At 62.8% G+C, this 25,972-nt stretch carries 28 protein-coding genes; 3 read left to right on the top strand and 25 right to left on the bottom strand.

The features are described from left to right. Positions 1-7: 7 nt before the first annotated feature. The 23 genes from FLM21_RS11210 to FLM21_RS11100 form a co-directional block, all read right to left on the bottom strand. Entirely contained in the window at positions 8-1,474 is a 1,467-nt protein-coding gene (locus tag FLM21_RS11210; protein WP_148715649.1) for an HDOD domain-containing protein, read from the bottom strand. Then, complete coding sequence (locus FLM21_RS11205; protein WP_148715648.1) at positions 1,462-2,184, bottom strand: hypothetical protein; 723 nt, start codon at positions 2,182-2,184, stop codon at positions 1,462-1,464. The genes FLM21_RS11210 and FLM21_RS11205 overlap by 13 nt, the downstream gene beginning before the upstream one ends. A gap of 1 nt (position 2,185) precedes the next feature. Continuing rightward, the gene (gene motB / locus FLM21_RS11200) at positions 2,186-3,085 is read right to left on the bottom strand and encodes a flagellar motor protein MotB (protein WP_148715647.1); all 900 of its coding nucleotides are present in this window, start codon (positions 3,083-3,085) and stop codon (positions 2,186-2,188) included. 18 nt (positions 3,086-3,103) lie between these two features. Beyond that, positions 3,104-3,964: a flagellar motor stator protein MotA gene (motA, locus tag FLM21_RS11195; RefSeq protein ID WP_148715646.1), complete on the bottom strand. Its 861-nt coding sequence runs from the start codon at positions 3,962-3,964 to the stop codon at positions 3,104-3,106. Positions 3,965-4,060: 96 nt separating this feature from the next. Then, positions 4,061-4,636, bottom strand: coding sequence for a ribonuclease HII (gene rnhB / locus FLM21_RS11190; protein ID WP_148715645.1), 576 nt, complete (start codon positions 4,634-4,636; stop codon positions 4,061-4,063). Next, the gene (lpxB, locus tag FLM21_RS11185) at positions 4,633-5,814 is read right to left on the bottom strand and encodes a lipid-A-disaccharide synthase (protein WP_148715644.1); all 1,182 of its coding nucleotides are present in this window, start codon (positions 5,812-5,814) and stop codon (positions 4,633-4,635) included. The genes rnhB and lpxB overlap by 4 nt, the downstream gene beginning before the upstream one ends. A 16-nt stretch (positions 5,815-5,830) precedes the next feature. Next, on the bottom strand, positions 5,831-6,607 hold the full coding sequence (lpxA, locus tag FLM21_RS11180; protein ID WP_148715643.1) for an acyl-ACP--UDP-N-acetylglucosamine O-acyltransferase: 777 nt from the start codon (positions 6,605-6,607) through the stop codon (positions 5,831-5,833). A gap of 20 nt (positions 6,608-6,627) precedes the next feature. Then, the gene (fabZ, locus tag FLM21_RS11175; protein WP_187359867.1) at positions 6,628-7,080 is read right to left on the bottom strand and encodes a 3-hydroxyacyl-ACP dehydratase FabZ; all 453 of its coding nucleotides are present in this window, start codon (positions 7,078-7,080) and stop codon (positions 6,628-6,630) included. Beyond that, the gene (lpxD, locus tag FLM21_RS11170; RefSeq protein WP_148715642.1) at positions 7,077-8,111 is read right to left on the bottom strand and encodes a UDP-3-O-(3-hydroxymyristoyl)glucosamine N-acyltransferase; all 1,035 of its coding nucleotides are present in this window, start codon (positions 8,109-8,111) and stop codon (positions 7,077-7,079) included. Before lpxD ends, fabZ begins: the two co-directional genes overlap by 4 nt. 7 nt (positions 8,112-8,118) lie before the next feature. After that, entirely contained in the window at positions 8,119-8,613 is a 495-nt protein-coding gene (locus FLM21_RS11165) for an OmpH/Skp family outer membrane protein (protein ID WP_246120707.1), read from the bottom strand. Positions 8,614-8,640: 27 nt separating this feature from the next. Beyond that, positions 8,641-10,926 (bottom strand): outer membrane protein assembly factor BamA, encoded by a 2,286-nt coding sequence (bamA, locus tag FLM21_RS11160; RefSeq protein ID WP_148715641.1) that lies wholly within the window; start codon positions 10,924-10,926, stop codon positions 8,641-8,643. Between the two features lie 22 nt (positions 10,927-10,948). After that, the gene (gene rseP / locus FLM21_RS11155) at positions 10,949-12,286 is read right to left on the bottom strand and encodes an RIP metalloprotease RseP (protein WP_148715640.1); all 1,338 of its coding nucleotides are present in this window, start codon (positions 12,284-12,286) and stop codon (positions 10,949-10,951) included. Beyond that, positions 12,280-13,491 carry a 1-deoxy-D-xylulose-5-phosphate reductoisomerase gene (gene ispC, locus FLM21_RS11150; RefSeq protein ID WP_148715639.1) on the bottom strand — a complete coding sequence of 404 codons (1,212 nt, stop codon included), beginning with the start codon at positions 13,489-13,491 and terminating at the stop codon, positions 12,280-12,282. Before ispC ends, rseP begins: the two co-directional genes overlap by 7 nt. Positions 13,492-13,507: 16 nt before the next feature. Next, positions 13,508-14,308 carry a phosphatidate cytidylyltransferase gene (locus FLM21_RS11145; RefSeq protein WP_148715638.1) on the bottom strand — a complete coding sequence of 267 codons (801 nt, stop codon included), beginning with the start codon at positions 14,306-14,308 and terminating at the stop codon, positions 13,508-13,510. Beyond that, positions 14,302-15,060 (bottom strand): polyprenyl diphosphate synthase, encoded by a 759-nt coding sequence (uppS, locus tag FLM21_RS11140; protein ID WP_222846855.1) that lies wholly within the window; start codon positions 15,058-15,060, stop codon positions 14,302-14,304. The genes FLM21_RS11145 and uppS overlap by 7 nt, the downstream gene beginning before the upstream one ends. Before the next feature lie 16 nt (positions 15,061-15,076). Continuing rightward, on the bottom strand, positions 15,077-15,634 hold the full coding sequence (gene frr / locus FLM21_RS11135; RefSeq protein WP_148715636.1) for a ribosome recycling factor: 558 nt from the start codon (positions 15,632-15,634) through the stop codon (positions 15,077-15,079). A gap of 93 nt (positions 15,635-15,727) precedes the next feature. Next, positions 15,728-16,447, bottom strand: a complete 720-nt coding sequence (gene pyrH / locus FLM21_RS11130; protein WP_148715635.1) for a UMP kinase — start codon at positions 16,445-16,447, stop codon at positions 15,728-15,730. A 102-nt stretch (positions 16,448-16,549) separates the two neighbouring features. Continuing rightward, a complete protein-coding gene (gene tsf, locus FLM21_RS11125) occupies positions 16,550-17,434 on the bottom strand; it encodes a translation elongation factor Ts (protein ID WP_148715634.1) in 885 nt (294 codons plus the stop codon). Positions 17,435-17,519: 85 nt separating this feature from the next. Next, positions 17,520-18,239, bottom strand: coding sequence for a 30S ribosomal protein S2 (gene rpsB, locus FLM21_RS11120; protein WP_148715633.1), 720 nt, complete (start codon positions 18,237-18,239; stop codon positions 17,520-17,522). 147 nt (positions 18,240-18,386) lie between these two features. Next, positions 18,387-19,178: a hypothetical protein gene (locus FLM21_RS11115; protein ID WP_148715632.1), complete on the bottom strand. Its 792-nt coding sequence runs from the start codon at positions 19,176-19,178 to the stop codon at positions 18,387-18,389. Between the two features lie 4 nt (positions 19,179-19,182). Beyond that, positions 19,183-20,151, bottom strand: a complete 969-nt coding sequence (locus FLM21_RS11110) for an MlaD family protein (protein WP_148715631.1) — start codon at positions 20,149-20,151, stop codon at positions 19,183-19,185. Further along, positions 20,138-20,737, bottom strand: a complete 600-nt coding sequence (locus FLM21_RS11105; protein ID WP_148715630.1) for a hypothetical protein — start codon at positions 20,735-20,737, stop codon at positions 20,138-20,140. Before FLM21_RS11105 ends, FLM21_RS11110 begins: the two co-directional genes overlap by 14 nt. Further along, positions 20,737-21,426, bottom strand: a complete 690-nt coding sequence (locus tag FLM21_RS11100) for an MlaE family ABC transporter permease (protein ID WP_148715629.1) — start codon at positions 21,424-21,426, stop codon at positions 20,737-20,739. Before FLM21_RS11100 ends, FLM21_RS11105 begins: the two co-directional genes overlap by 1 nt. An 81-nt stretch (positions 21,427-21,507) precedes the next feature. Here FLM21_RS11100 and crcB point away from each other — a divergent pair, with 81 nt between their 5' ends. The 3 genes from crcB (at position 21,508) to FLM21_RS11085 (ending at position 23,416) form a co-directional block, all read left to right on the top strand. Further along, positions 21,508-21,891, top strand: coding sequence for a fluoride efflux transporter CrcB (gene crcB / locus FLM21_RS11095; RefSeq protein ID WP_148715628.1), 384 nt, complete (start codon positions 21,508-21,510; stop codon positions 21,889-21,891). Positions 21,892-22,051: 160 nt separating this feature from the next. After that, positions 22,052-23,005 (top strand): thioredoxin-disulfide reductase, encoded by a 954-nt coding sequence (gene trxB, locus FLM21_RS11090; protein ID WP_148715627.1) that lies wholly within the window; start codon positions 22,052-22,054, stop codon positions 23,003-23,005. Between the two features lie 42 nt (positions 23,006-23,047). Next, a complete protein-coding gene (locus FLM21_RS11085; protein ID WP_148715626.1) occupies positions 23,048-23,416 on the top strand; it encodes a VanZ family protein in 369 nt (122 codons plus the stop codon). Positions 23,417-23,487: 71 nt separating this feature from the next. Here the strand turns inward: FLM21_RS11085 and FLM21_RS11080 are convergent, their stop codons facing one another. After that, the gene (locus FLM21_RS11080; RefSeq protein WP_148715625.1) at positions 23,488-25,200 is read right to left on the bottom strand and encodes a SulP family inorganic anion transporter; all 1,713 of its coding nucleotides are present in this window, start codon (positions 25,198-25,200) and stop codon (positions 23,488-23,490) included. 11 nt (positions 25,201-25,211) lie between these two features. Further along, positions 25,212-25,847 carry a carbonic anhydrase gene (locus FLM21_RS11075; protein WP_148715624.1) on the bottom strand — a complete coding sequence of 212 codons (636 nt, stop codon included), beginning with the start codon at positions 25,845-25,847 and terminating at the stop codon, positions 25,212-25,214. Between the last annotated feature and the right edge of the window lie 125 nt (positions 25,848-25,972).

Genomic DNA, 25,972 nt, shown 5'->3' with positions numbered 1-25,972 from the left:
CCGTCCGTCAGCCCCCACCTGAGCTGACGGCACCAGCTGCTAATGCTGCCGAAGTAAGCTGGCACAGCTGCCGCAACTGGTGGTATTCAGCCTCGTCCAGCTTGTGGGCACGGTCGGCGTAGAGAATGCCCAGCGGCTTGTCGTGCACGAACAGCGACATCGCACAGAATGCCCCGTCGCCGATCTGTCGCACCAGATCCGTGGGGAGCAGCGATTTGATCTCGCCGCGATAGGGAACGTCGACGCGCACGCATTGCGGACGCTCGAGCAGGCGCGAGAACAGGCTGGGCACCCCTAACGGCAGCGCCAGATTGCGCAAGGGGTCAGCCTCTGCCGCGCCGTGGCAAAAACGGGCGCGCAGCACGCTGCCGTCGGGCGTGAGCAATGCAAGCATGATGCGGCGCATGGCAAGACCATCGGCCAGCGCACGCACCGCCAGCGACATGATGTGGTTGGCAGCAGCCCGTTCGCGCCCGGCTTGCTGCAATGCACGCAGGCGCTCGGCCATGACGTTGAGCGCTGCTGGCGGCGCCGCAACGCTTGCACGCGGGGAGGCGGGCACAGAAGCACTGGCCGAAGCAGGTGCTGTTTGAGCGCTCTTCGGCGCAGCAACAGCCGCAGTGAGCGGCTGCACGGCCTTCGGCGCAGGCGGCTTGGGCCAGGGGCCTGGCAGCATGGGCAACCACCGGGCAGGCGGAGAAGCCGGCTCACCGGTGTATTCACGCCGGGCGAATCCCAACATCAGCCCCGTGGCCACATCCCAGGCAGCGCCTTCCTCGCATTGCAGCACCGGAGCGATCAGCTTGAGCTCGCGCTGCACCTCCGGTTGCCACCAGCCCTGCCCCAGCACCTGCGCCAGTCGCAACGCTGCCAGCTGCAAGGTCAAGCGAGGCTGTGCCTCGCCATCCTCACGAGTCAGCGCGATGACTACCTCGGGCAACTTCCAGCTGGCCAGCAAATCGGTCGCCTGGCTGACTGGTGCCGGTGCTGCAGGATCCTGTGTCGCGACCAATGCCAGAAGCCGCGGTACACCCTGCAGCAGCGCGGCAATATAGACCTCATCGAGCCGGGCATCGAAGCGGCGGTAGGCATAATCCCGCGCCAGCCTCGCGGCGAAACGGATTTCGAGCACGGTGGCGCGGAAGGCATCCAGGCGCGCAGCATCGCCTGCCATCAGCTCATCCACCGTGGGTCCGCGGCAGAAGCGCTCGAAGAACGGCGCGACACCGAACAGCATCACCGCGGACTCCACCGAGACCACGTCCGCAGCCAAACCCGAGCGCACGCGCTGGTTAGCGGCTCGCAGCACCTGCGCGGTCAACAGCGGATCGCGCAACACGATCTCGGCCACATCAGCCGGGCTGGTGCGCTCCGGACGCCGCATCAGCGGCTGCAGTTTGTCGCGGGTTTGCTTCAGCGAAGGCAGTGGCCGACCGGACCAGTAGGCGACCCAGCTCTCGTTCAACGTCGCCATAGCAACAGCTCGCTCCCCTTCCAGTCACCCACTGCCAAGCGCTCGGCAGGCGGCTGGTCGGGAATTTCAAAGGTATTGCTGACAAAGAGCGCAGCGTCGTCCAGTTCGGCCTCCACCTTGCGCCAGAGTGCACCCATGGCAGCGGGCGACAGATAGGCGTACACCACGTCATAACCAGCCAGCGACTGCGCCTGCAAATCGCCACGTAGCCATCTGGCGGATGAACCCCACAAGCGGACCCAGCCGATCAGCCACGGCAACCAGGCAGCCTCGACGCCGACGGTTTGCACATCCGGCCGATGCCGGCCGAACCAGGCGAGCACGGTACCGGTGCCGCCGCCAAGGTCGAGCAATGTCCCGCCTTTCGGGACGCGCTCGGCGAGCAGCGACAATGCCTTGTCGTTGCTGAGGTAGAGCGGCACGCGGGTGCGCCAGACGGCACCGTAGACCAGCACCGTCAGCGCAAACGCCAGCAGCCAGGCCCAGGATGGCCAATCCAGTTGCAGGGCGGCCAGCGCCGCCAATGGGAAGAACAAATGGATCAGCCGCCACCAGCCGCCGTCGTGCAGCCAGCCAGCCAGCACGGCTGCAAGTACAGCGCAGCTGCCTGCCCAGCCCCACGCCGATGCCGGCCAATCGAGCACATGGGCGGTCAGGGCGACGAGAACCAGAGCGGCCAGCTGCACGCCCAGCAGGCGAAGCACTTGCATGTCAGTGCCCGGAAACGGCGGCCTGCGCCACGGCGCTGGCGGGGGTGTTGTCACCGGTGCCGGCCTGATCGCGGATATCCTGCTCGGCGTCCTTGTTCAGCACCACGATGCTGATACGCCGGTTGACAGGGTTGTAGATGTTCTTGGTGTCGAGCGGGATTTCCGAGGCAAAGCCATTCACCCGCAATACCTTGTCCTCACCCAACCCGCCGAACACCAGCTCCCGGCGCGAAGCATTGGCACGATCAGCGGACAACTCCCAGTTCGAGAAACCGCGCAGCCCGGAGGCGAACTGCTGCGCATCGGTATGCCCGGACAGCGAGACCGTGTTCGGCACTTCGTTCAGCAACTGGGCGATCTCGTGCAGCACATCCTTGGCATAGCTTTCCATCTCGCTGCTGCCGGACTTGAACATCGGCCGGCTCTGCGCATCGACGATCTGGATGCGCAGGCCCTCGGCAACCATGTCGAGCCGCAGTTGGCTCTTGAATTCCTTGAGACGGGTATTGTCGCGCGCCTTGTCGTTCATGATCGCTTCGAACTTGCGCTTGAGTTCGGACAGCCGCTTGCGATCGTGCGCGATCTCGGTTTCTTCAGCGCCGCCCTTCTTCATCTGACCAGCATCCTGGGTCAGATCCTTGCCGCCGCCCTTGATCAGCGATTCGGCTGCACCTGCGCCTTCGCCACCGCTCGACGACACCTTGAGCGGATTGTTGAAGTAGTCGGAAATGCCCTTGAGATTGCCCTTGGACACAGAGCCCAACAGCCACATCAGCAGGAAGAACGCCATCATCGCAGTCACGAAGTCGGCATAGGCGATCTTCCAGGCGCCACCGTGATGGCCATGGCCACCCTTCTTGACCCGCTTGACGACTATGGGGCGTTGGGAATCGTCGCTCATGCTGGCACCGGCTCGCGCTTACTTGTTCTTGGCATTCTTGACGAAGTCTTCCAGTTCCTTGAACGACGGGCGATCAGCGGAACCGAGCGCCTTGCGGCCGAACTCCACCGCCACTTGCGGCGCATAGCCGTTCAGGCTGGCCAGCAGCGTGACCTTGATGGCATTGAACGCCATGCTGTTCTCGGCGGCCTTGTTCTCCAGAATGACGGCGAGCGGGCCGACAAAGCCATAAGCCAGCCAGATCCCCATGAAGGTCCCAACGAGCGCAGCACCGATCAGGCCACCGAGTTCGGACGGCGGCAGATGCAGCGAGCCCATGGTGTGCACCACCCCCATCACGGCAGCGACGATACCGAAGGCCGGCAGACCATCGGCCAGCTTGGAAACAGCACTGGCCGGAACCGCCTCCTCGTGATGATGGGCATCGAGCTCGACATCCATCAGGTTCTCGATCTCGAAGGCATTGAGGTTGCCGCCGACCATCAGCCGCAGGTAGTCGGTCATGAACTCGACCAGGTGGTGGTCGTGCGCAATCTTGGGGTACTTGGAAAACAAGGGGCTGTTGTGCGGATCCTCGACGTCGCCCTCGATCGACATCAGGCCTTCCTTGCGCACCTTGGACAGGATCTCGAACATCAGCGCAAAGAGGTCCATGTAGAACGCCTTGCCGTACTTCGAGCCCTTGAACACGGACGGCATCGCCTTCAGCACCGCTTTCAGCGGCTTGCCGCCATAGCCGGCGATCATGGCACCGAGTGCACCACCGAAGATGATGACGATTTCCGAGGGCTGCCACAGCACGCCCAGGTGCCCACCGTGGAATGCGTATGCGCCGAGGATACACGCGCACATAAAGACGTAGCCGATGATGACGAACATGGGCGAGGCGGACCTGTCTTGTTTTTATCGGGAGCAAGGCGGCAAAAATTGCCGCCTCTCAGGCATCTTAGTGGCTGGGGCGGGGACGAACAACTTTCACCACAGTGTCTGCTGCATCGACGCAGCACGCACCGGCCCGAAACTGCGGCGATGCAGCGGGCAAGGGCCAAGCCGGGCCAGTGCCTCCAGGTGCGCCGCGGTCGGGTAGCCCTTGTGCTGGGCAAAGCCATAGCCAGGGTATTGCAGCTCCATCTCGTGTGCTTCGCGATCCCGCGCAACCTTGGCGAGGATGGATGCCGCCGAGATGGCCTGTACGGTGGCATCGCCCTTGACGATGGTCTCGACCGGGATGGTCAACCGTGGTGGGCGATTGCCATCGACCAGTGCCTTGGAAGGCGCCACCGACAGCGCTTCAACCGCGCGCTTCATCGCCAGCAGCGTCGCCTGCAGGATATTGATCGCATCGATTTCGCTGGCGCTGGCGCTGGCGATGGCCCAGGCCGTGGCCCGTAGCTGGATTTCGCCGAACAGCCTTTCGCGCTGCGCCGCGCTCAGCTTCTTGGAATCGTTGAGCCCGGCTATGCCGTGCGTATCGGGTAGGATCACTGCGGCGGCGTAGACCGAGCCGGCCAATGGGCCACGGCCCGCCTCGTCGACGCCGCAGACGATCATGCGCCGCGCCCCTGCAGCAGCTGTACGATCACGTCGGCCGCTCGCTCTGCGCCGCCGCAACGCAGGCTCTCGTGCAGTTCGGTGAAACGCGCGGCCAGCGCGGCGCTCGCTTCCTTGTTCTCGATGAACTCGATCAACTGGCTGGAGAGCTTGTCCGGCGTGGCATCGTGCTGCAGCAGCTCGGGCACGACTTTTTCGCCAGCCAGCACATTGGGCAGGCTGACGTATGGGATCTTCAGCTTGCGCTTGACGATCCAGTAGGTCAGCCGGCTGATGCGATAGGTGACCACCGTCGGGCGCTTGGCCAGCATCGCCTCCAGGGCAGCGGTACCGGAGGCAACCAGAATGGCGTCGGCGGCCATCATCGCCTCGTGGGCGTGGCCGAACATCAGGCGGAAAGGCAACTCTCCGGCATCCAGCCGCCAGATCGTTTCCTCGAACAGCTTGCGTGTCTCACGAGTGACCAGCGGCACCAGGAAGCGTGCTTCCGGGTATCGCTCATGCAGCTTCTTCGCCGTCTCCACGAAGAGCTCGGCATGCATTTCCAGCTCGCTGACGCGGCTACCCGGCAGCAGAGCGAACACCAAACCGGCCTTGGGTAGATCGAGCAGCTCACGAATTGCGTCGCGATCCGGTGCCAGCGGAAACTGGTCGGCCAACGGGTGCCCGACATAAGTGGCAGCAATCCGCGCATCGCGATAGATGGCCGCCTCAAACGGAAACAGCAGCAGCACATGCGATGCAGCGCGACCGATCTTCTTCAACCGCTCCATGCGCCAAGCCCAGACCGAGGGGCTGACATAGTGCATGGTGGTCATCCCCGCCTCGCGCGCCGCCCGCTCGAGACCGAGATTGAAATCTGGCGCGTCGATGCCGATCACGAGATCCGGGCGCTCCTCGCGGATGGCGCGCTTGAGCTTGCGGCGAATACCCAGCAGCTCCGGCAAGTGCTTCAGCACTTCCAGATAGCCGCGCACCGCCAGCTTTTCCATCGGCACCAGGCTATGCGCGCCGGCTGCCTTCATCTTGGGACCGGCGATGCCGGCGAAGCGCGCTTCCGGCAACCGTGCCTTGACGGCGCGGATCAGGTCGGCACCCAGCAAGTCACCCGAGGCTTCCCCTGCAACAATGGCGAGACGGGGCCCCTGCCCGCCCGGCGCAAACAGTTTTTCGCTCATCGTGTAGCTGTTGTTCTTATCGAATGATGCCGCGCTGGCTCAGCGCGAAGAAATCGGCGAACGGCTGCAGCTCTGGCTGCTCATCCACGCGAGCCTCGATCTGGGCGCGCGCGTCGTCGTACGACAGACCTTCCCGGTAGAGCTGCTTGTAAGCACGCTTGACGTTGCTGATGGCGTCGGTGGTGAAGCCGCGACGCTTCAAGCCTTCGCTGTTGATGCCGCGCGCTACGGCCCGGTTGCCTTCGCAGATCACGAACGGTGGCAGGTCCTGGACGATGATGGAGCCGCCCCCCGCCATTGCGTGCGCGCCGATGGTGCAAAACTGGTGGATGGCGGAGAGCCCGCCGAGGATCGCCCAGTCGCCCACGTTCACATGCCCACCCAGTGTTACCGAATTGGCGAAGATGGTATGGCTGCCGATATTGCAATCGTGGCCGACGTGCGCATAGGCCATGAACCAGTTGTCATCACCGATGTGGGTGACACCCTGATCCTGCACGGTACCGGTCGACAGCGTGATGTTCTGGAAAAAGGTATTGCCGTTGCCAATCACAAGGCTAGTCGGCTCGCCGGCATACTTCTTGTCCTGTGGCGCGCAGCCGATATGACTGCCGGCATGGAAGGTGTTGCGCTCGCCGATCTCGGTGATACCGTCGATCACGACATGCGCAGCCACCTTGGTGCCGGCACCGATACGGACACCGGCGCCGACGACGGCGTAAGGTCCGATCTCGATGTCGTCTGCCAGCTCCGCCTTCAAATCGACCAGCGCGGTGGGATGGATATTGGCCATATGCCCCCTGGAACGATCGATCAGGCCGGGTTGAGCTGGCGCTCGGCGCACAGCAGGTCGGCTTCGGCAGCGAGCTCGTCGCCAACGAAAGCCTGGGCCTTGTATTTACCGATTCCGCGCTTCTGCGTGACGATCTCGACGCACAGGGTCAGCGTATCGCCCGGCACCACCTGGCGCTTGAAACGGCAGTTGTCGATACCGGCAAACAGGTAGAGCGTGCCGCTATCGCCGCTCTTGCCACTGCTCTTGAACGCCAATACGCCAGCAGCCTGGGCCAGCGCCTCAATGATCAGCACGCCTGGCATCACCGGGTATTGCGGGAAATGCCCCGGGAAGAACGGTTCGTTGATCGTGACGTTCTTGATCGCCTTGATCGACTTGCCCTCTTCCAGCTCGATCACCTTGTCGACCAGCAGGAACGGGTATCGGTGCGGCAACAGCTTGACGATATCGTTGATGTTCAAAATGCTCATTCTGCTTCCCCTGCCGCCACGTCGCGCGCGGCCAGTTGTTTTTCGAGTTGTTTGACGCGATCAGCCAGTTCATCCAGATGCCGCAACTGCGCCGCATTCTTCAGCCAGTCGCCGTGTCCCTGCATTGGATAGGAGCCGGAATAAGCTCCCGGCTGGCGTATGGTCTTGGCCACCAACGTGCCACCGAGGATGGTCACGCCGTCGCAGATGTCGAGATGGCCGCTAATCATCGCCGCTCCGCCGATCTGGCAGCGCGCACCGATCCGGGTGGAGCCAGCGATCCCGACACAGGCAGCAATCGCCGTATGCTCGCCGATCACCACGTTGTGCGCCACCTGGATCAGGTTATCGAGCCGCGCGCCACGCCGAATTACCGTATCGTCGAGCGCACCGCGATCCACCGTGGTATTGGCACCGATCTCGACGTCATCCTCGATGATCACCTTGCCAATTTGCGGAATTTTTTCCCAGCGATCGCCAGCCCAAGCATTGCCGAAGCCATCGGAGCCGATCACCGCGCCTGGATGCAATATCACCCGCGCCCCGATCCGGCAACTTGCTGCAACGGTGACATGCGGATGGATCAATGTCTCTTCGCCGACCTCTGCATCTCGACCGATGAATACGTTGGCTTGCAGCACGCAGTGTTCACCGATCGTCGCACCGGCTTCGATCACCACACCGGGCCCAAGCTGTGCAGTGGCAGCAACGCGCGCCTCCGGCGAAACCACCGCGGATGCATGAATGCCAGGCACTCGCGCAGGTAGTGGATGCAGCAAGCGGGCTGCGCGGGCATAAGCCAAGTAGGGATCGGCGAGCGCGATACACGGCTTGCCAAGCTGCGATACAGCCTCGGGCCGGGCCAGCAATGCAGCAGCTGCACTCTGGCTCGCAGCGGTAATGAAGCGTTTTTGCGCCACGAAGCTCAGGCTATCGGCACCCGCCTGTTCCAGACTCGATACGCGACCGATCTCGACATCGGTACCGATCAGTTCTCCACCCAGCTGGGTCGCCAGTTCAGACAGACGCATCGCACGCTCACTTGTCGGACAGCAGCTTCAGCACCTTGTCGGTGATGTCAATCTTGGGCGTGCGAAACGCCGCCTCCTGCAGCACGAGATCATATTTCTCGCTATTGGCAATCTGCTGGATGGCGTTGTTCACCCGCTCCTGCAAGCCAGCAAGTTCCTCATTGCGGCGCGTGTTGAGATCTTCATTCAGCTCGCGCTGCATCCGCAGGAAATCTTGGTTGAGCCGAACCAGCTCGCGCTCCTTGGCCTTGCGGTCCGCCTCCTGCATCTGGCTCTTGTCCAGCGTTTGCTGCAGTGCCTTGCCCTGTGCCGAGACCTTCTGCAAATCCTGGCGACGCAGTTCGAATTCCTTCTCCAGGCGCTTGGCTGCGCGCACGGCCGGTGCCGATTCACGCAGGATGCGCTCGGTATCGACAAAGCCGATCTTCATTTCCGCCGCTGCCCAGCCGGACCAGAACAAGCACAACAAGGCCAGTATCGATGCAAAACGCGCTTTCATCATGTCACCCTGCTTTAAACAGCAACTGCCTTAGAACACATTACCAAGCTGGAACTGGAAGCTTTCGAGCCTATCACCTTCCTGTTCATTGAACGGTTTGGCATAGGAAAGCTTGATCGGGCCAATCGGCGAAATCCAGGTAAAGGCCATCCCCGCGGAGTATCGGAGCTCTGCAAAATCGACGTCGTGACCGGTGCCCCAGACTGCACCGGCATCTGCGAACAAGCTGAGCCGAGTGGATTTATCATCCTTCATTCCCGGGATAGGGAACAGCAACTCAACGTTATTGACCAGTTTTTTGTTTCCGCCAATACCGTCGCCATTCTCGTCCTTTGGACCAACCGTGCCGAACTTATAGCCACGGATCGATGTTACACCGCCGGCATAATAATTCTTGTAGAACGGGAACTCGCTGTCGTTGTATTGATCACCCCAGCCAATATCGAGATTCCACATCAAGCTGGTGGTATTCCAGATGGGAATGAACAGCTGATTGGAGAAATTGATCTTGTAAAAATCCAAGTCCGAGCCAGGAATCGTGACCTCGCCACCAATGCTCGTCTGCATGCCGCGGGTGGGATAAGCAGCGCTGTCTCGAGTATCACGCCCCCAGGATAGAGTGGTCGTGAACGTGGTGTTGACTTCGCCATTTCGGCCAATGAAATCCAGTACCCGGTCCGGCGACTCAGATGTGGTTTGGAGCTTCAAATGCTCTGCAGCCAAGCCAAAATTGATTCGATTCGTTTCCGAGGTTGGAATGCCAAATCGGACACTGCCTCCATAGGAAGAGGTCGAATAATCGCCGATATCGAGCTCGGAAGGATCGGTATCGCGTCGATACAGGTTATACCCGACAGAAATACCGTCCGGTGTCATGTACGGCTCTTGAAGAGAAAACGAGTAAACCTTGTTCGCACTGCTGTTGTTGAACTCGGCAGAAAACTGTTTGCCAGACCCCAAGAAATTGCTTTGCGACAAGGAGAGTACGAAAATAATCCCTTCGGATTGGCCGTAGCCGGCACCGATATTGAAATTACCCGTCTTTTTTTCCGCTACACGCACATTGACGTCGACTTGATCCGATGCTTCGGAAACAGGGGCCGTATCGACTGTTACTTCGGAGAAATAATCCAACTGATCCAGACGCTGCTTCGAGCGCTTGATCTTGCTGCCGTCGTACTGCGCTGACTCAAGCTGGCGCAGCTCCCGCCGGATGACTTCATCACGAGTCAAATTATTGCCAATGATATTGACGCGTCGCACATAAACCTTGCGACCCGGATCCACGTACACGTTAAACGCTGCAGTACGACTTTCTTTATCGATTTGAGGAACCGCATTCACATTGGCGAACGCATATCCTTCGACACCGAGGCGCTCTGAAATTGCAGCAGTGGATCGATTCAGCTTTTGTCTGGAGAAGACTTCGCCGCTCTTCAATTCAATCAGACGAGACAGCTCGTCCGGCGCCACCACGGTATCGCCAACCAGCTTCACGTCACTGACCTTGTACTGCTGACCTTCGGTGATATTGATGGTTAAATATACCGCCTCACGATCTTCGGACAGGGCAACCTGTGTCGAATCGACGCTGAATTCGAGATAGCCACGATCGAGGTAAAAGGAGCGCAACGCCTCCAGATCGGCCTGCAATTTCGGCTTGGAATACTGGTCGCTGCGGGTGTACCAAGTCATCCAGTTCGGGGTGGTCAACGACAATTGTTCGATCAGATCATCTTCGTCGAAGGCCTTGGCACCGACGATATTGATACGCTGGATGCGCGCTACATCACCTTCGGAAATATCGAACTGCACACCGACGCGATTACGCTCGAGCTTGGTGATCTGGGTCTTGATGATGACGGAGTAGCGGCCTCTGCCGTAATACTGCTGCTTCAGTTCGTTGACAGCAGCATCAAGCACGCCTTGTTCGAAGATACGGCCTTCCGCGAAGTTCTGCGTGCGCAGCGCTTGGCGGATCTGGTCCTTCTCCAGCAGTTTGGAGCCATTGATGTTGATCTGTGCAATCGTCGGCCGCTCGTCTACGGTCACGATCAGCGTGCCGCCATCGCGCTCGACACGCACGTCGTTGAAAAAGCCGGTAGCGAACAGTGCCTTGATGGCCTCGCTGGCGCGGGTGTCGTCCACCGTTTCGCCGACCTTGACCGGCAGGTAGTTGAAGACCGTTCCCAGGTCCGTGCGCTGCAGACCTTCGACACGGATGTCGCGCACCACGAAGGCATCGAATGCCCAGGCCGCAGAGAGGGGGGAGCCGAGCGCGGCAGCAAGCAGCAGATGGAGCGGTTTCAGTTTCATGGTGTCGGATCGGTTGGCCGGTTCAGCCTGGGACGAAGCGATTGAAGTCGTTGAACAGCGCCAAAGCCATCAGCGCCAGCAATAAGACAAGTCCGATGCGTTGACCGATTTCCTCAACGCGGGCGGGGACCGGACGGCCGGTCAAAAGCTCGGCGGTATGATACAGCAAATGCCCGCCATCCAGCACCGGCACTGGTAGCAGGTTCAGCACCGCGAGGCTGAGGCTGATCAGCGCGAGATAGTCTAGGTAGGTGGTCCAGCCCGCCTCGGCACTCTGCCCGGCATATACGGCGATGGTGACCGGCCCGCTGATCTGGTCCAGCGGCGCTTGGCCGATCAGCATCCTGCCGAACATCACCAAGGTAATGCGCGCATAAGTCCATGCCTTATCAAGGCCTTGCCCCAGTGCGTCGACCAAATCGTACTGCAGGCGGAAGCGCTGTGCTTCCCACGCTGCTTCGTTCACCGCTGGGGCCACCCCCAACCGGCCGACCGGCTTGCCAGCGACTTGCGTGCGCTCCGGTGTGACAGCCAGCTCGACCAGCTTGTCGCCACGCCGCACGGTGATATTCACGCGCTGGTCCGCCGCTGCACTCACCAAGGACTGGAACATCGACCAGGACTGCAATGGCACGCCATTGAAGGCGACGAGATCATCGTGCAATTGCATGCCGGCTTTGGCTGCTGCGCTTCCCGGCACGATCTGCGCCACGCGCAGCATCATCGGCACGGGGCTCAGCCCGAGTCGGCTCAAGAGCTGCGGATCGATGTCGCGCACGGCCACCGACGGCAGCGCGATGATGCGCTCGCCTTCACCCTCGCGGCGAACGGTTACCGACACTGGCCCATCACCGCCAGCTTCGTCGATCAGCGCGATGAACAACCGATCCCAGCTGGCGATGTTCGCCTCGCCGACTCGGAGGATCTCGTCGCCACTACGCATGCCGGCCAGTGCAGCCGGGCTGCCGGGCTTAATTTCGCTGGCGATGGGGCGCAAGGCATCGACGCCCCAGGCGCCCAATCCCCAGTACAGCCCGCAGGCGAGAATCAGGTTTGCGACCGGCCCGGCCACCACTACAGCCATCTTCTTCAGCGGATGCTGCCGATTGAAGGCACGAGCCAGTTCGGCAGCGGGGACAGCGGCCTCGCGCTCGTCCAGCATGCGCACATAGCCACCCAGCGGCAGCAATGCCAGCTGCCAAGTCGTGTCGCCACGCTGCCATTTAACCAGCGGCTTGCCGAAGCCGATCGAGAAGGTGAGCACCTTCACGCCGCAACGCTTGGCCACCCAGTAGTGACCGTACTCGTGGATGGTGACCAGCACCCCCAGTGTGACAACGAAGGCCAGCAAGGTCAGCATGGCACACCCTCGCGGGCCAGCCAGGCCGTGGCGGATTCGCGTGCGGCCGCGTCGGCCTGCATCAGCGCTTCCAGGCTGTCAGCCGGCAAGCCGGCGAGCGCGCCGAGCACCGATTCGTTCAGCGCAGCGATGCCGGGGAAGGACAGACGGCGATCCAGAAAAGCCGCCACGGCGACCTCATTGGCGGCGTTGAGCACGGCGGTGGCTGCGCCGCCCGCCTCCAGCGCCTCAAAAGCCAGCCGCAGGCAAGGGAAGCGTGCCAGATCCGGCGCTTCGAAATCGAGCCGGCCGACGCTGAAGAGGTCCAGCGATTTCACGCCGGCGTCCACCCGTTCCGGATAGGCCATGCCGTAGGCAATCGGCGTACGCATGTCCGGTGTGCCCAATTGCGCCAGCACCGAGCCATCGGCGTATTCGACCATTGAATGGACGATGCTCTGCGGATGGACCACGACCGCAATTTCGCTGGGCGGCGCATTGAACAACCAGCGCGCCTCGATCACTTCCAGCCCCTTGTTCATCAGGCTGGCCGAATCGACCGAAATCTTGCGCCCCATCGCCCAATTCGGATGCTTGACCGCTTCCTCGGGGGTGATGGCAGCGAAGGTTTCGGCCGCGCGGGTACGGAATGGGCCGCCCGAGGCTGTCAGGATGATGCGTTTGACACCGACGTCGGCCAGCGTCTGCCCGTACGGATGCTCGCGATGCGCGCGCGGCAGCACCTGGTAGATGGCATTGTGTTCGCTGTCGATCGGCAGCAGCTCAGCGCCGCTGGCATTGATCGCATCCATGAACAGCCGGCCGGCCAGCACCAGCGTCTCCTTGTTGGCCAGCAGTACCCGCTTGCCAGCTCGCGCCGCGGCCAGGGTCGGACGCATGCCGGCCGCGCCGACAATGGCGGCCATCACCGCATCGACTTCGGGCGCCGTCGACACCGCTTCCAGCGCCGCGGCGCCGCACAGCACCTCGGTCTCGCTGCCGGCCAGCTTGAGCTCGCGCGCCAGTCGATCGGCCGATGCTTCATCAAGCACCACCACGTAGCGTGGCCGGAACTGCAGCGCCTGCGCCAGCAGCTTGTCGATCTGGCTGGCACCGGTCAGCGCGTACACACGATAGCGCTCAGGATAACGGGCAACGACATCGAGCGTATTTACGCCGATGCTGCCGGTGGCACCGAGCACGGTCAGGGTCTGGATGGGGGGCATGGAGCGATCCGGGAAACTAGAGCGGCAGCCAGTAGATGACCGGCAAGGCCAGCGGCAGCAACGCAATCAGGCTATCGATACGGTCGAGTACGCCGCCGTGCCCCGGCAGCAGGTTGCTCGAATCCTTGAGGCCAGCCTGCCGCTTGAACAGCGACTCGACCAGATCGCCAACGATGGAAACAGCCAGCAACAGCCAGCCTGCCAGCAACATGGCCCACCAGGAGAAGTCGGCAAACACCGCAAGCACCAGCGCATAGATCGACACGCCCAGCCATGCGCCTGCGACGCCTTCCCAGGTTTTGCCTGGGCTGATGGCGGGTGCGAGCTTGTGTCGACCGAACGCCTTGCCGGCAAAGTAGGCCGCGGTATCGGCAACCCAGGCAATGGCAAACACTGCCAATACGCCCCAGGGACCGACTGCGCCGCGTAGCGCGATCAACGCAAGGCCGGCCGCCAAAAGCAGCAGAAAGCCGATAGGCAGGCCACGCGCCAGCGTCTGCGCCAGCGGCCAGCGCCAGCGCAGCCAAGCCGGAGCGACCAGCAGCCAGAACAGCGCCCCGGCCAGTACCAATGGCCACCATGGCGCGTCGTACAGCAGGAACTGCCCGGGTGCCAACACGACGATCGCGCCAGCAACGAGCAGCGGCAACAACAACGTCAGGCCGGCCTTCAGACCGCACAGGCGGCTCCATTCCCATGCCGCCAGGCCGCAAACCAGCGCCGAGAACAGCACCCAGCCCGAATATGGCAACAGGAACAACGCCGCCAACACCAGCGGCAGCAGCGCAACAGCAGTCAGGACGCGGGCCTTTAGCATCCGCTGGCCGCCTGCAATTGCTCGCTGGTGCGACCAAAGCGCCGCTCACGCCCTTGATACCAGGCAATGGCATCGTCGAGCGCTGCCGCATCGAAGTCCGGCCATAGCTTATCGGTGAAATAAAGCTCGGTATACGCGAGCTGCCACAGCAGGAAATTGCTGATGCGCTGCTCGCCACCGGTGCGGATGAACAGATCCGGTTCCGGCGCATAATGCATGGCGAGATAGGGCGCGATATCGTCTTCGCTCACCTGCCCTGCTTTGTCCGGCTGGATCGCGAGCAAGCGATTGACCGCATTGAGCGCATCCCAGCGGCCACCATAATCGGCGGCAATCGACAGCGTGAGGCCCGCGTTGTCCGCAGTGCGTGCCTCCGCTGCCTCGATCAGTGCAACGAGCTCGGGCACGAACTTGCTGCGATCGCCGACGATCTTCAGGCGGATGCCACGTTCGTGCATGCGGTCGATCTCGGTACCCAGCACCTTGAGGAACAAGCCCATCAGGAACGAGACCTCGTCAGCCGGGCGACGCCAGTTTTCGCTGCTGAAGGCGAACACCGTGAGATAGCGCACACCAATGGCATCGCAACGCTTCACGGTGTCCCGCAGTGCGTCGACGCCCTTCTTGTGGCCGAACACGCGCGGCATCATGCGTTGCTTGGCCCAGCGCCCGTTGCCATCCATGATGACCGCGATGTGCTGGGGCACGCTCGGCACCGCCTCGGGCACCTCGCGCGTGGAACTGCGGAAGATCGCCACGGCGCGTTCCTTAAACGGTCATCAGCTCTTTTTCTTTCTCGGCGAGCAGCTTGTCGATATCGGCGATGTAGCGGTCGGTCAGCTTCTGGACATCGTCCTGGCCACGACGCTCGTCGTCCTCGGAGATTTCCTTGTCTTTCAAGAGGCGCTTGAGCTGATCGTTGGCATCGCGGCGCACGTTGCGCACCGCCACGCGGGCATCTTCGGCCTCGCCACGGACGACCTTGGTCAGGTCCTTGCGGCGTTCCTCGGTCAGCATCGGCATCGGCACGCGGATCACGTCGCCATTGGTGGCCGGATTCAGGCCCAAGTCCGAATCACGGATGGCCTTTTCCACCTTGGCGACCATCGGCTTTTCCCATGGCTGCACGCCGATGGTGCGTGAATCGATCAGATTGACCGCAGCCACTTGGCTGATCGGGGTGGGACTGCCCCAATAATCGACCATCACATGATCCAGGAGGCCGGTATGCGCACGGCCGGTACGCACCTTGGCGAGGTTGGCCTTCAGGGTCTCGACCGACCGTTGCATCTTGGCGTCGGTGGTCTGTTTGATCTCGGCGGTCATGACTAAATCCTTTTGCTACGAAAACAAACAGGCGGGGATGCCGCCTGTTCTTGCAATGCTTGCGGACGACTGGCGATGGACTGCGTCGCGAATTCAGCAGTGTACCAGCGTGCCTTCGTCTTCCCCAAGTACGACGCGCTTGAGCGCGCCTTGCTTGAAGATGCTGAAGACGGCGATGTTCATCTTCTGATCGCGGCACAGCGCAAAGGCCGTGGCGTCCATTACCTTCAGGTTGCGGCCGATGGCCTCGTCGAAGGTGACGGTCTGGTAGCGCACTGCATCCGGATTCTTCTTGGGATCGTCGGTATACACGCCATCGACCTTGGTGGCCTTGAGCACGATGTCCGCACCCACTTCCATGCCACGCAGCGCGGCGGCGGTATCGGTGGTGAAGAACGGGTTGCCGGTACCGGCGCCGAAGATCACGACCTTGTTCTCTTCGAGGTAGCGAATGGCCTTGCCGCGCACATAAGGCTCGGCAACTTGCTGGATGGTCAAGGCCGATTGCACGCGAGAGACGATACCGGCGTGGCGCATCGCATCCTGCAGCGCCAGCGCGTTCATCACGGTGGCGAGCATGCCCATGTAGTCGGCCGTGGCGCGGTCCATGCCGGCGGCGGCCGGCGCAACGCCGCGGAAGATATTGCCTCCACCGATGACAACGCCGACCTGCACCCCTAGGTCGACCACGTCCTTCACTTCGCCGACGATACGTTCGATCGTGGCGCGGTTGATGCCATAGCTATCCTCGCCCATCAGGGCCTCGCCGGAGAGTTTCAGCAGGATGCGCTTGTACTTGGGTGCCTGGCTCATGCGGATTTCCTTATCGATAGGGACTCTGGGCGTAGAAACGCCGCGCGTTGCCGCGCGGCGTGTTGCGGGGGATGAACGGCCCCGCTGGGCCGTTTGATACGGTTACAGCTTGGCGGCCGCTGCCACTTCGGCAGCATAATCGACCACGGCCTTTTCGATGCCTTCGCCGACCACGATCAGGGCAAAGCGATTCACCGCGGCGGACTTCGACTTCAGCAGTTGCTCGATGGTCTGCTTGCCGTCTTCGGCCTTGACGAACACCTGGCTCAGCAGCGTCACTTCCTTCAGGAACTTGTTTACGGTGCCTTCGGCGATCTTGTCCAGCATCTCGCCCGACTTGCCGGATTCCTTGGCACGCTCGATGGCGACGCGGCGCTCGGTTTCGATCAGCTCGGCATCAACGCCCGAAGCGTCGAGGGCCTTGGGCTTGCTGGCAGCGATGTGCATAGCCAGATCCTTGCCCAGTTGCTCGTCGCCACCGGTGTAGTCGATCAGCACGCCCAGCTTGGCGCCGTGCAGGTACGAAGCCAGCTGACCTTCGGTGGTGTAGCGCTCGAAGCGGCGCAGCGTCATGTTCTCGCCCAGCTTGGCGATGGCCGCCTTGCGCACGTCCTCGACGGTTTCGCCCGAATCGGTGGCGCAGCCGGCCAGCGCTTCGATGTTGGCCGGGTTGTGCACGGCAACAGCCTTGGCGGCAGCCTTGGCCAGCGCGACGAAGGTTTCGTCCTTGCCGACGAAGTCGGTTTCACAGTTCACTTCAACGATGGCGCCCAGCTTCTTGTCATCGCTGATATAGGCAACAACCACGCCTTCGGCGGCGGTACGGCCAGCCATCTTGGAAGCCTTGTTGCCCGACTTGATGCGCAGCAGCTCTTCGGCCTTCTTGACGTCGCCGTCCGATTCCACCAGTGCCTTCTTGCACTCCATCATGCCAAGGCCGGTCATTTCGCGCAGCTCGGCAACCATCTTTGCGGTGATTTCCGCCATGGTGTTCTCCTGAATTCTGGGATTTTACGATTACGAAAAAGGGGCCTCGAATGCCCCTTTTTCGCTGAATGCTAACCGCGAACGATTACGCCTGGACTTCAGCAGCCGCTTCGACGATTTCGGTCACAGCCTGGTTGCGGCCTTCCAGTACAGCGTCGGCCACGGCACGGGCATACAGGCGGATGGCGCGCGACGAATCGTCGTTGCCCGGGATCACGTAGTCGATGCCTTGCGGGTCGTTGTTGGTATCGACCACGCCGATGACCGGGATGCCGAGCTTCTTGGCTTCGACCACGGTGCCGTGCTGGTAGCCGGTATCGATGATGAAGATGGCGTCCGGCAGGCCCTTCATGTCCTTGATGCCGCCGAGCGAGCGCTCAAGCTTCTCGACTTCGCGGGTGATGTCCAGCAGTTCCTTCTTGCCGTAGCCGCTGTTTTCATCAGCCAGCACGGCTTGCAGTTCTTCCAGGCGCTTGATCGATTGCTTGACCGTCTTGAAGTTGGTCAGCATGCCGCCGAGCCAACGATGCGAGACGAACGGAGCGCCGGCGCGTTGTGCTTCTTCAGCGACGATTTCGCGGGCCTGGCGCTTGGTACCGACAAACAGCACCGAACCCTTGTTGGCCGACAGGCGACGCACGTACTTCAGCGCGTCTTCAAGCAGCGGCAGGGTCTTTTCCAGATTGATGATGTGGATCTTGTTGCGAGCGCCGAAGATGAATTGACCCATCTTCGGGTGCCAGTAACGGGTTTGGTGGCCGAAGTGAACACCGGCCTCGAGCATTTCGCGCATGCTGATCGACATGACTTTTTTCCTAACTAAGGGTTATGGCCTACCGTTCGCGCGACACCCTGCATCAAGCAGGGCACCCTTAAGGGCGAACCGGGAAGATTTCCGCGACTTGCGGAACGTGCAAGTATAGCGTGCAAGCGCAGTCGACCACAAGCCGTGTCAGAGATTGCGGCAAGCAGGTGCCCTGAATGCCGCGCACAGGCTGGCCAGTCTGGCCTCGGCTTCGCGCTGGCCGGCTGCATCGCCCAGAGCCTGCTGCACCCGCACCAGCAGCGCAAAATCGTCGGCAAGGAACATGGATTCTGCCAGTTGCTTGTCAATGGTGATCGCCTGCAGCAGCGAGATGCGCGCCGTTGTGGCATCACCGTCGTTGAGCAACAGCTCGGCCTGCAAACGAAGAGCGTGCGCCCGCTCGGCCGCCGGAGCCACTTCGCCCAGCACCAGTACTGCAGCGACGCGCTGTGCGGCCAGTGCCGGATCGCGCTGCAGGTTCAAGCGAGCCTCAAGATTATCGAGCTGGGCCGACACAGCGCAGGGCGCGGCACACAGCGCCCGTGCCTGCGCCAGCCGGGCATCGGCCTCTGGTGGTGCCGAAACTGCCAGCAATGCCAATTGATAGGCCGCACGCGTGCGCAGCGGCGCCGGGAACAAAGCCTGCTCCGGCATGCCGAGCAGCACATTGCGCGCCGCAGCGGTTTCGCCTTGACGGGAAAAAGCCTGGGCCAAGCCCAACCTGGCCTCGCCCTGCCCTGGCCAATGATCGATGCTGCGATAGGCTTCGAACGCCACCTGCCACGATGCAGCAGCATCGGCATACCGTTCGCCCTGCCAGGCGCGCTGCGCTGCTTTCATCGCCGATTCGGCGGTGGCGAGACGCGGCGGTGGCGTCACCTTGGGTTCGCTGGCACAGGCAGTGAGCAACAGGGCCACCACAATAATCAGGCTGCGCATCGCCCTACTCCCGGCTCGCGGCGACCGGCGCCGAGGCATCGTTGGGCGTGAGCCACAGTTTGAGCGGCCAGCTGCGGCTGGCGCCGTCGAGCACATCGTTGCCGGTACTGACAAGATCATCGGCATTGCGCACCAGCGACGGCAGGCGCGGCGCGGCCTCGTCCACCGCCTTGCGCGCGGTGGTCGCGGCGGCGCGCGCTTCGCTGGCGGCGCCTTGCGCTTCCTTCAGGGTGCCATCGAGCTTGTCCATCACGCCGGGCAGCTTGCCTTCGACTTCGGCAGCGATCCGTTCGGTGCGCTGCAAGGTGCCCTGCAATTGCGCCACGGCCTGCGGCACCTGTTCGCCGGACAGCTTGTCCAGGTTGGCCAGCAGTTGGTCGATGGCGGCGCGCGTGGTGCTGAGTTCCTCGGTCAGCTTGCGCACATTGGCTACCGTGCCACGCAGGTCGCCTTGTGGATCATTCAGGTAGTCAAGCGTGCTCTGCACCGAATCGATCACCGGGATGGTGCGCTGGCGCAGGTCGAGGGCGATTTCCGACAGCCCGAGCGTTGGCGCGTAGGTGAGCTTGGCGCCATCCTCCACCGGCTTGGCATTGGGGCTGCCACCGGCGATCTCGATGTAATGGTCGCCGATCAAGCCTTCCTGCTGCATCAGCGCAGTCGAATCGGGCTTGATCCATTTCATGTGGCGCTCCTCGATCAGGAGCTCGACATCGACCTTGGCCTGATCATTCAGCGCCACCCGGTCGACCACGCCGATCTTGAAACCCGACAGCCGCACCTGCATGCCGGCGACCATGCCGTTGCCGTTCTCGGCCACGAAGTGCAGCCGGTTCTTGGGCACGAAGTAGCCTTGCTTGTAGCCCAGCAGCGCGATCACCACCAGCACCAGCATCAGTGCGCTGCCAACGAAGGCGCCAACGCGCCAGCTCAGCCACTGGAAACGGGGATCGGTGTCCTTAAGCAGTTTCATGTTCGCCCGATACGATGAGTTGCCCGGCCTCGTCCAGCACCAGGCGGCGATAGCCTGCCTCGGCGGGCGGATACGCGGCGGCGACAAAGGTCACCGCTGATTGTGCGATCCGCTCGAACAGCGCGCGGCAAGCCAGGCCCCGACCATACGACAGGAAGCTGATCCAGTCACCATCCACGATCAGGCAATACGGCTTCAACAGTGCCGCCCGCAGCAGCGCCAGCTCACGCTTGTGCTCGCGTGCCAAAGCAGCCGGCAGGCCCTGGCACAGCTTGGCCGCTTCGTCGTCATTGATTCCGACTTCGTCGAACAGCTGCAGCAATTCGGCCTCCAGCAAGCCGAGCGGTTCGGCGTGGTGGTACCAGGCCGGCAAGATCAGGTTCTCCCACACCCGCAGGTTGGCAACCAGACCGCCAGTGCCATCCAGGCTGGCAACGAGGCCCGGCCACACACGCTGTGCCGCGGCGGCCAGCAGGTCGAGCTGGCGCTCGCGTTGGTGCTCGCCAGCCACTTCCAGCCAGTAGCGCTCGCCGAGTTGAACGGCGAATGGCAGATCGAGCGGCAAGGTGTAGTCGGTGTCCGCCATCACCCCACCAGTGACCAGACGAGGTCGATCAGGAATACCGCGATCAGGCCGCGCACCACGGCGCGGGAGGAGGCTTTGGGGATCTCGGTCACATACGGTTTGGCGCGCAGCCCGACCACGCAGGCGACCAACGAGGCCGCCATGCCGAACAACGCGGATTTGCCAAGGCAAGTGAGCACCATGCCAGGGGTCAGCACCCGATCAACCTGCAATAGTTCGTAGCTGACATCGGCTCCGGATGCGAACACCGCGCCGCCGATCTGCACCGAGGTCGCCAGCAGGAAGCCCAGCAGTGCCGAAGCGATGGTCATACCCAGCACGCGCGGCAGGATCAGATAGGCAACAGGGTCGATGCCGAAGCGCATCAAGCTGCGGAGCTCGCCATGGACGCGCATGCTGGCCAGCTCGCTCGCCACCGCCGACGACGAACGCGCGATCAGCACCAGTCCCACCATCAGCGGCGTGATCTCGCGAAAGCTCAACATGGCGAGCAGGCGCTGTGCCGCCTCACGGCTCTGGCCGTACTGGTCGTGCAACTGGCTCACCACGATGCCGCCGAGCGCAAAACCGATCAGCAGCACGATGAAGGCGGCTTCGTTGCCAGTGAAATAGATCTGTTTCAGCAGCACCCGGCGCACCGGCGGGCGGCGCAACTCGAGCAGCGAAGTCAGGACGGTGGGAAGCGGCATGGCCGACAGGAAACGGGGATCAGCGCCGACTATAGCAAAGCGCGCCTATAATCGGCCAAAACTTGCTTACAACCTGCCGCGATGAACCCAACTGCTTTCCTGCTGATCGGCCTGGGTGCCGCCCTGGGTGCCTGGGCGCGCTGGGGGCTCTCCGTGATGCTCAACCCACTGTTTCCCGCACTACCCATGGGCACGCTCGCTGCCAACTGGGTGGGCGGTTACCTGATGGGCATCGCGCTGGGCGTCTTCAGCCTGTGGCAAACGCTACCCGATGAATTCAAGCTGCTGGTCACCACCGGTTTCCTCGGCGGGTTGACCACCTTCTCTACCTTCTCGGCCGAAATCACCACGCTGATGCTGCGCCAGCAGCCGCTATGGGCGCTGGGCGGCATCATGGCCCACGTGGCAGGCTCGCTCACGCTGACCTGGCTGGGATTGCGCACCGTGGACTGGCTCAAGGGCTGAGATCGGTAGCGTCTGGGGCCGTTGCGCGCCGTAACGCCATGCACATGCCGGGTGACTGGAGAAATCCGTCAATCGACCCCATAAACAATTCCGATTAGCCCGGCCCGTACCCGCCGTTTACACTACGGGCCTTTCGCAGACTGACTCTGGAACCACGCCCATGGCCACCAAACACGCCCGCTTGTTGATTCTCGGTTCCGGCCCGGCCGGCTACACCGCCGCCGTCTATGCCGCTCGTGCCAACCTCAAGCCGGTGATGGTCACCGGCTTGGCCCAGGGCGGCCAGCTGATGACCACCACCGATGTCGACAACTGGCCGGCCGACGCCGACGGCGTGCAAGGCCCGGAACTGATGGCACGCTTCCAGAAGCATGCCGAGCGTTTCGGCACCGAGATGATCTTCGACCACATCCACACGGTGGACCTGAAGTCGACACCGAAGAAGCTGATCGGTGATGCCGGCGAATACACCTGCGATGCGCTGATCATCGCCACCGGCGCTTCAGCCCAGTACCTGGGCCTGCCGTCCGAGGAGGCATTCGCCGGCAAGGGTGTATCCGCCTGCGCCACTTGCGACGGCTTTTTCTACCGTGGTCAGAAGGTCGCCGTGATCGGCGGCGGCAATACCGCCGTGGAAGAGGCGCTGTACCTCGCCAACATCGCCGACCATGTCACCCTGGTGCACCGTCGCGACACCTTCCGCGCCGAGAAGATCCTGGTCGACCACCTGATGGAAAAGGTCGAGTCCGGCAAGATCACGTTGGCGCTGAATGAAACGCTGGACGAGGTGCTGGGCGATGCCAGCGGCGTGACCGGCGCGCGCCTGAAGTCGAGCCAGGACGGCGCAACGCGCGAACTGCAGCTTGCCGGCGTGTTCATCGCCATCGGCCACAAGCCCAACACCGACATCTTCAAGGGCCAGGTCGAGATGGATCAGACCGGTTACATCATCACCAAGGGCGGCCGCGAAGGCGGTGCCACCGGCACCAATATCCCCGGCGTGTTCGCCGCCGGCGACGTGCAGGATCATATCTATCGCCAGGCTGTGACCTCGGCCGCCTCGGGCTGCCAGGCCGCGCTCGATGCCGACAAGTACCTGGAATCGCTGCGCTAAGCGCTCCGCGCGATGAAAGAGCCGCCTTCGGGCGGCTTTTTCATGACCATCGCGGCCCTCACCGTCATCAGGATTTCCATGCTCGCCAAGTCCCTCTTCGCCCTCTGGGCCGCCGCCATCTGGATCGGTTCACTGTGGCCGCTCACCGCGCCCGTCGCCCCCGGCGGCGACAAGCTGCATCACTTTGTCGGCTATGGTGTGCTCGCCCTGCTCGGCATGTGGGCCGTGCGCCGGCCCTGGCCGGTATGGATCGGCGCCACGCTGATGGGCATCGCTGTCGAGTTCGCCCAGTTGCTCACGCCATTCCGCCAGTTCGAAGCGCTCGATATGCTGGCCAATGGCAGCGGCGCCGCGCTCGGCGTGTTGCTCTGGCTGTTGGCCGCGCTCGCGCTGCGCCGCCGCGCCTCGTAGCAGCAAAAAAAAGCGCGGCTTGCGCCGCGCAAATCGGACTACCCTCGATAGTCACTGGGAGGAAAACAAAATCAAGCCTTGGCGGGCTGAGATGCCACGCTGCCGTGCAACTGCTGCAACCCGGTGCGGGTATTGCGCCGGTACTTGGCGAGCAACGAATCCCACTCGATCACGACCGAGCCCCCCGTGGCGCGATGTTGGTGTCCCCAATCCTCCAGGAGTTCCAGGCAAGCCGGATCGATGTAGCTGAGTTCGCGGATGTTCACGTGCAGCTCCACATCGTGCGGCACCTGCTCCAGCGACTTGGCCAGCGTCGGCAGCCGCACAAAGGTGGCCGCGCCCTTGAGCTTGAGCACCGCGCGGCGTGACGCCTGGTCGATGCGCAGCCGCGTTTCCAGATGCAGCAGGTCGTACAGCAGCTTGCCAAAGGCAAGGCCGATGCCGAGGATCACGCCGTCGAGCAGGTCCGAGCATACGATGGCGAGCAGCGTCACCAGGTAGATGCCGAGCTCCACCTTGCCGAATTCCTTGAGCTTGACGATATCCTTGGGGCTGATCAGCTTGCAGCCGATCACCACCAGCACCGCCGCCAGGCTGGCAATGGGCACGCTGCGCAGCACGAAAGGCAACAGGGCAACGAACAACAGCAGCCACACGCCGTGCAGGATGGTCGAGCCGCGGCTCTTCGCGCCCGCCTGCACGTTGGCGCTGGAACGGGCGATCACGCCGGTCATCGGCAACGCACCCAGCAATCCGCACAAGGTATTGCCCACGCCCTGGGCAAACAGCTCCTTGGAATACTTGGTGCGCGCGCCATCATGCAGCTTGTCGACCGCCACCGCCGACAGCAGCGTCTCCGCGCTGGCAATGAAGGCCATGGCGAGCGCAGCCATCAGGAGCTCGCCCGACAGCAGCCTGGGCATTTCCAGCGGGCTGATCAGGTTCACCCCTTCCAGCAGGTTGGCCGGCACGTCCACGTAGCGAATCGGCAAAGCCAGTACGCCAGCGAACAGCGAACCGCCGATCACCGCTACCAGTGGCGCCGGCATCAGCTTCATCGACCTGGGCGCAAATTTGCCCCAGGCCACCATCAGCACGATGGTCACCACGCCGACGAGGCCAGCCAGATGCGCGCTGGAACCATTGACCGGAGCCAGCAGACTGGCCGGCGCCGCCACCAGCCCGGCCAACACGGTGCCGAGCTGCTCGGGATAGCTGGACAGGTTGCGCAGGCCGTTCCCCAGCGGCTTCATGTCCAGCATGATGTAGAGCTGCGCCGCGACGATGGAAACGCCGATTCCGGCCAGCATGCCGTGGATCACTGAGGGCGACACCGCGCGGAACCACTGGCCCAGCCGCAGCGAGCCGGCCGCCATCTGCATCAGGCCGGCAGCCAGCACCACCGGGCCCAGTGCCATGATGCCGTGCTGCTGCACCAGTTCCCAGTTGATCACCGCCAGCCCCGCTGCCGGCCCGCTCACCAGCAGCGGCGAGCCCGCCAGCGGACCGACGATCAGCGCGCCGATGATGCCGGTGAGAATGCCGGTGGCAGCCGGCACGCCCGAGGCAATGGCGATGCCCATGCACAACGGCAGCGCCACCAGGAACACCACCACCGACGCCAGCGTGTCTGCGGCGGCAGTGCGCCGCCAGCCCAGCACGCCAGCCAGCCAGCCTTCACCGCGCTGTCGCTGTTGCTGCTGGAAGCGCACGTCGCTGTCGCTGGGCAAACCGAGCACGGTGTCGAGGTCATCGACCGCGATGGACGAATTGCTTGCTTGCATGGCGCCGGCCCTCAGTTGGTGGCCAGCGCCGCATCGGCACTGGCGATGTAGCGACCGGTGAGCTCGTCGACCACATGGACCTGGCCCGAGGCGATGTCGTACACCCAGCCATGGAGCTGCAGCCGGCCCTGAGCCAGACGGGCATTCACTGACGGGATGGTGCGCAGGTGGTTGAGTTGCACCCGGACATTCTGGCGGATCGCTTCATCGAGCTTTTCATGATCCGGCCGATCATGGCAGGTGCAGCGCACCACGCTACGGGTGGCCTCGGCATGGGCCAGCCAGCGGCCGACCGTGGGCAGTTCATCGAGCTTTTCCGGGTGCAGCAGGCCCTTCATCGCCCCGCAATCGGAATGGCCGCAGACCACGATGTGCGCCACGCCCAGCACCTGCACCGCGTAGTCGATGGTCGCCTCCTCGCCGCCGCTGCTGGCGCCGTGCGGCGGCACGATGTTGCCGGCGTTGCGCAGCACGAAGATATCGCCGGGTTCGGTGTGGGTCAGCAGGTTGGGATCGATGCGCGAATCGGAGCAGGTGATGAACAGCACTTCCGGCTGCTGCTGCGCCGAGAGTCGGTCGAACAATTCGCGGCGACGTGGGAAGGTATCGGTGCGGAAACGGCGGGTACCGTCGAACAGCTTCTGCATGGGAATCTCCTTGTGGTGTTGCTCCGCAGCATGGCGAAGGAGGCGCCAGTATCCGAATCGAAGCTGTCTGTTTCCCAACACTGATTTGACGTTCAACCTTGGTTTTGCGCCACTCATCCCGACAG

It is taken from the genome of Chitinolyticbacter meiyuanensis, from assembly GCF_008033135.1.
Taxonomy (GTDB): Bacteria; Pseudomonadota; Gammaproteobacteria; order Burkholderiales; family Chitinibacteraceae; genus Chitinolyticbacter; species Chitinolyticbacter meiyuanensis.
This window is presented reverse-complemented; position numbering and strand designations above follow the sequence as displayed.

Excerpts from the sequence above, each read along its gene's own strand:
- FLM21_RS11165 (WP_246120707.1), bottom strand. The coding sequence starts at position 8,613 with ATGATGAAAGCGCGTTTTGCATCGATACTGGCCTTGTTGTGCTTGTTC.
- lpxB (WP_148715644.1), bottom strand. The coding sequence starts at position 5,814 with ATGAGCGAAAAACTGTTTGCGCCGGGCGGGCAGGGGCCCCGTCTCGCC.
- rnhB (WP_148715645.1), bottom strand. The coding sequence starts at position 4,636 with ATGATCGTCTGCGGCGTCGACGAGGCGGGCCGTGGCCCATTGGCCGGC.
- tsf (WP_148715634.1), bottom strand. The coding sequence starts at position 17,434 with ATGGCGGAAATCACCGCAAAGATGGTTGCCGAGCTGCGCGAAATGACC.
- crcB (WP_148715628.1), top strand. The coding sequence starts at position 21,508 with ATGAACCCAACTGCTTTCCTGCTGATCGGCCTGGGTGCCGCCCTGGGT.
- FLM21_RS11210 (WP_148715649.1), bottom strand. The coding sequence starts at position 1,474 with ATGGCGACGTTGAACGAGAGCTGGGTCGCCTACTGGTCCGGTCGGCCA.
- FLM21_RS11100 (WP_148715629.1), bottom strand. The coding sequence starts at position 21,426 with ATGCCGCTTCCCACCGTCCTGACTTCGCTGCTCGAGTTGCGCCGCCCG.
- motB (WP_148715647.1), bottom strand. The coding sequence starts at position 3,085 with ATGAGCGACGATTCCCAACGCCCCATAGTCGTCAAGCGGGTCAAGAAG.
- FLM21_RS11115 (WP_148715632.1), bottom strand. The coding sequence starts at position 19,178 with ATGCGCAGCCTGATTATTGTGGTGGCCCTGTTGCTCACTGCCTGTGCC.
- FLM21_RS11075 (WP_148715624.1), bottom strand. The coding sequence starts at position 25,847 with ATGCAGAAGCTGTTCGACGGTACCCGCCGTTTCCGCACCGATACCTTC.
- motA (WP_148715646.1), bottom strand. The coding sequence starts at position 3,964 with ATGTTCGTCATCATCGGCTACGTCTTTATGTGCGCGTGTATCCTCGGC.
- FLM21_RS11105 (WP_148715630.1), bottom strand. The coding sequence starts at position 20,737 with ATGGCGGACACCGACTACACCTTGCCGCTCGATCTGCCATTCGCCGTT.
- FLM21_RS11205 (WP_148715648.1), bottom strand. The coding sequence starts at position 2,184 with ATGCAAGTGCTTCGCCTGCTGGGCGTGCAGCTGGCCGCTCTGGTTCTC.
- bamA (WP_148715641.1), bottom strand. The coding sequence starts at position 10,926 with ATGAAACTGAAACCGCTCCATCTGCTGCTTGCTGCCGCGCTCGGCTCC.
- trxB (WP_148715627.1), top strand. The coding sequence starts at position 22,052 with ATGGCCACCAAACACGCCCGCTTGTTGATTCTCGGTTCCGGCCCGGCC.
- frr (WP_148715636.1), bottom strand. The coding sequence starts at position 15,634 with ATGACCGCCGAGATCAAACAGACCACCGACGCCAAGATGCAACGGTCG.
- rpsB (WP_148715633.1), bottom strand. The coding sequence starts at position 18,239 with ATGTCGATCAGCATGCGCGAAATGCTCGAGGCCGGTGTTCACTTCGGC.
- pyrH (WP_148715635.1), bottom strand. The coding sequence starts at position 16,447 with ATGAGCCAGGCACCCAAGTACAAGCGCATCCTGCTGAAACTCTCCGGC.
- lpxA (WP_148715643.1), bottom strand. The coding sequence starts at position 6,607 with ATGGCCAATATCCATCCCACCGCGCTGGTCGATTTGAAGGCGGAGCTG.
- FLM21_RS11080 (WP_148715625.1), bottom strand. The coding sequence starts at position 25,200 with ATGCAAGCAAGCAATTCGTCCATCGCGGTCGATGACCTCGACACCGTG.
- FLM21_RS11085 (WP_148715626.1), top strand. The coding sequence starts at position 23,048 with ATGACCATCGCGGCCCTCACCGTCATCAGGATTTCCATGCTCGCCAAG.
- FLM21_RS11110 (WP_148715631.1), bottom strand. The coding sequence starts at position 20,151 with ATGAAACTGCTTAAGGACACCGATCCCCGTTTCCAGTGGCTGAGCTGG.
- fabZ (WP_187359867.1), bottom strand. The coding sequence starts at position 7,080 with ATGAGCATTTTGAACATCAACGATATCGTCAAGCTGTTGCCGCACCGA.
- ispC (WP_148715639.1), bottom strand. The coding sequence starts at position 13,491 with ATGCCCCCCATCCAGACCCTGACCGTGCTCGGTGCCACCGGCAGCATC.
- lpxD (WP_148715642.1), bottom strand. The coding sequence starts at position 8,111 with ATGCGTCTGTCTGAACTGGCGACCCAGCTGGGTGGAGAACTGATCGGT.
- rseP (WP_148715640.1), bottom strand. The coding sequence starts at position 12,286 with ATGCTGACCTTGCTGGCCTTCGTTGTCACACTGGGGGTGCTGGTCACC.
- FLM21_RS11145 (WP_148715638.1), bottom strand. The coding sequence starts at position 14,308 with ATGCTAAAGGCCCGCGTCCTGACTGCTGTTGCGCTGCTGCCGCTGGTG.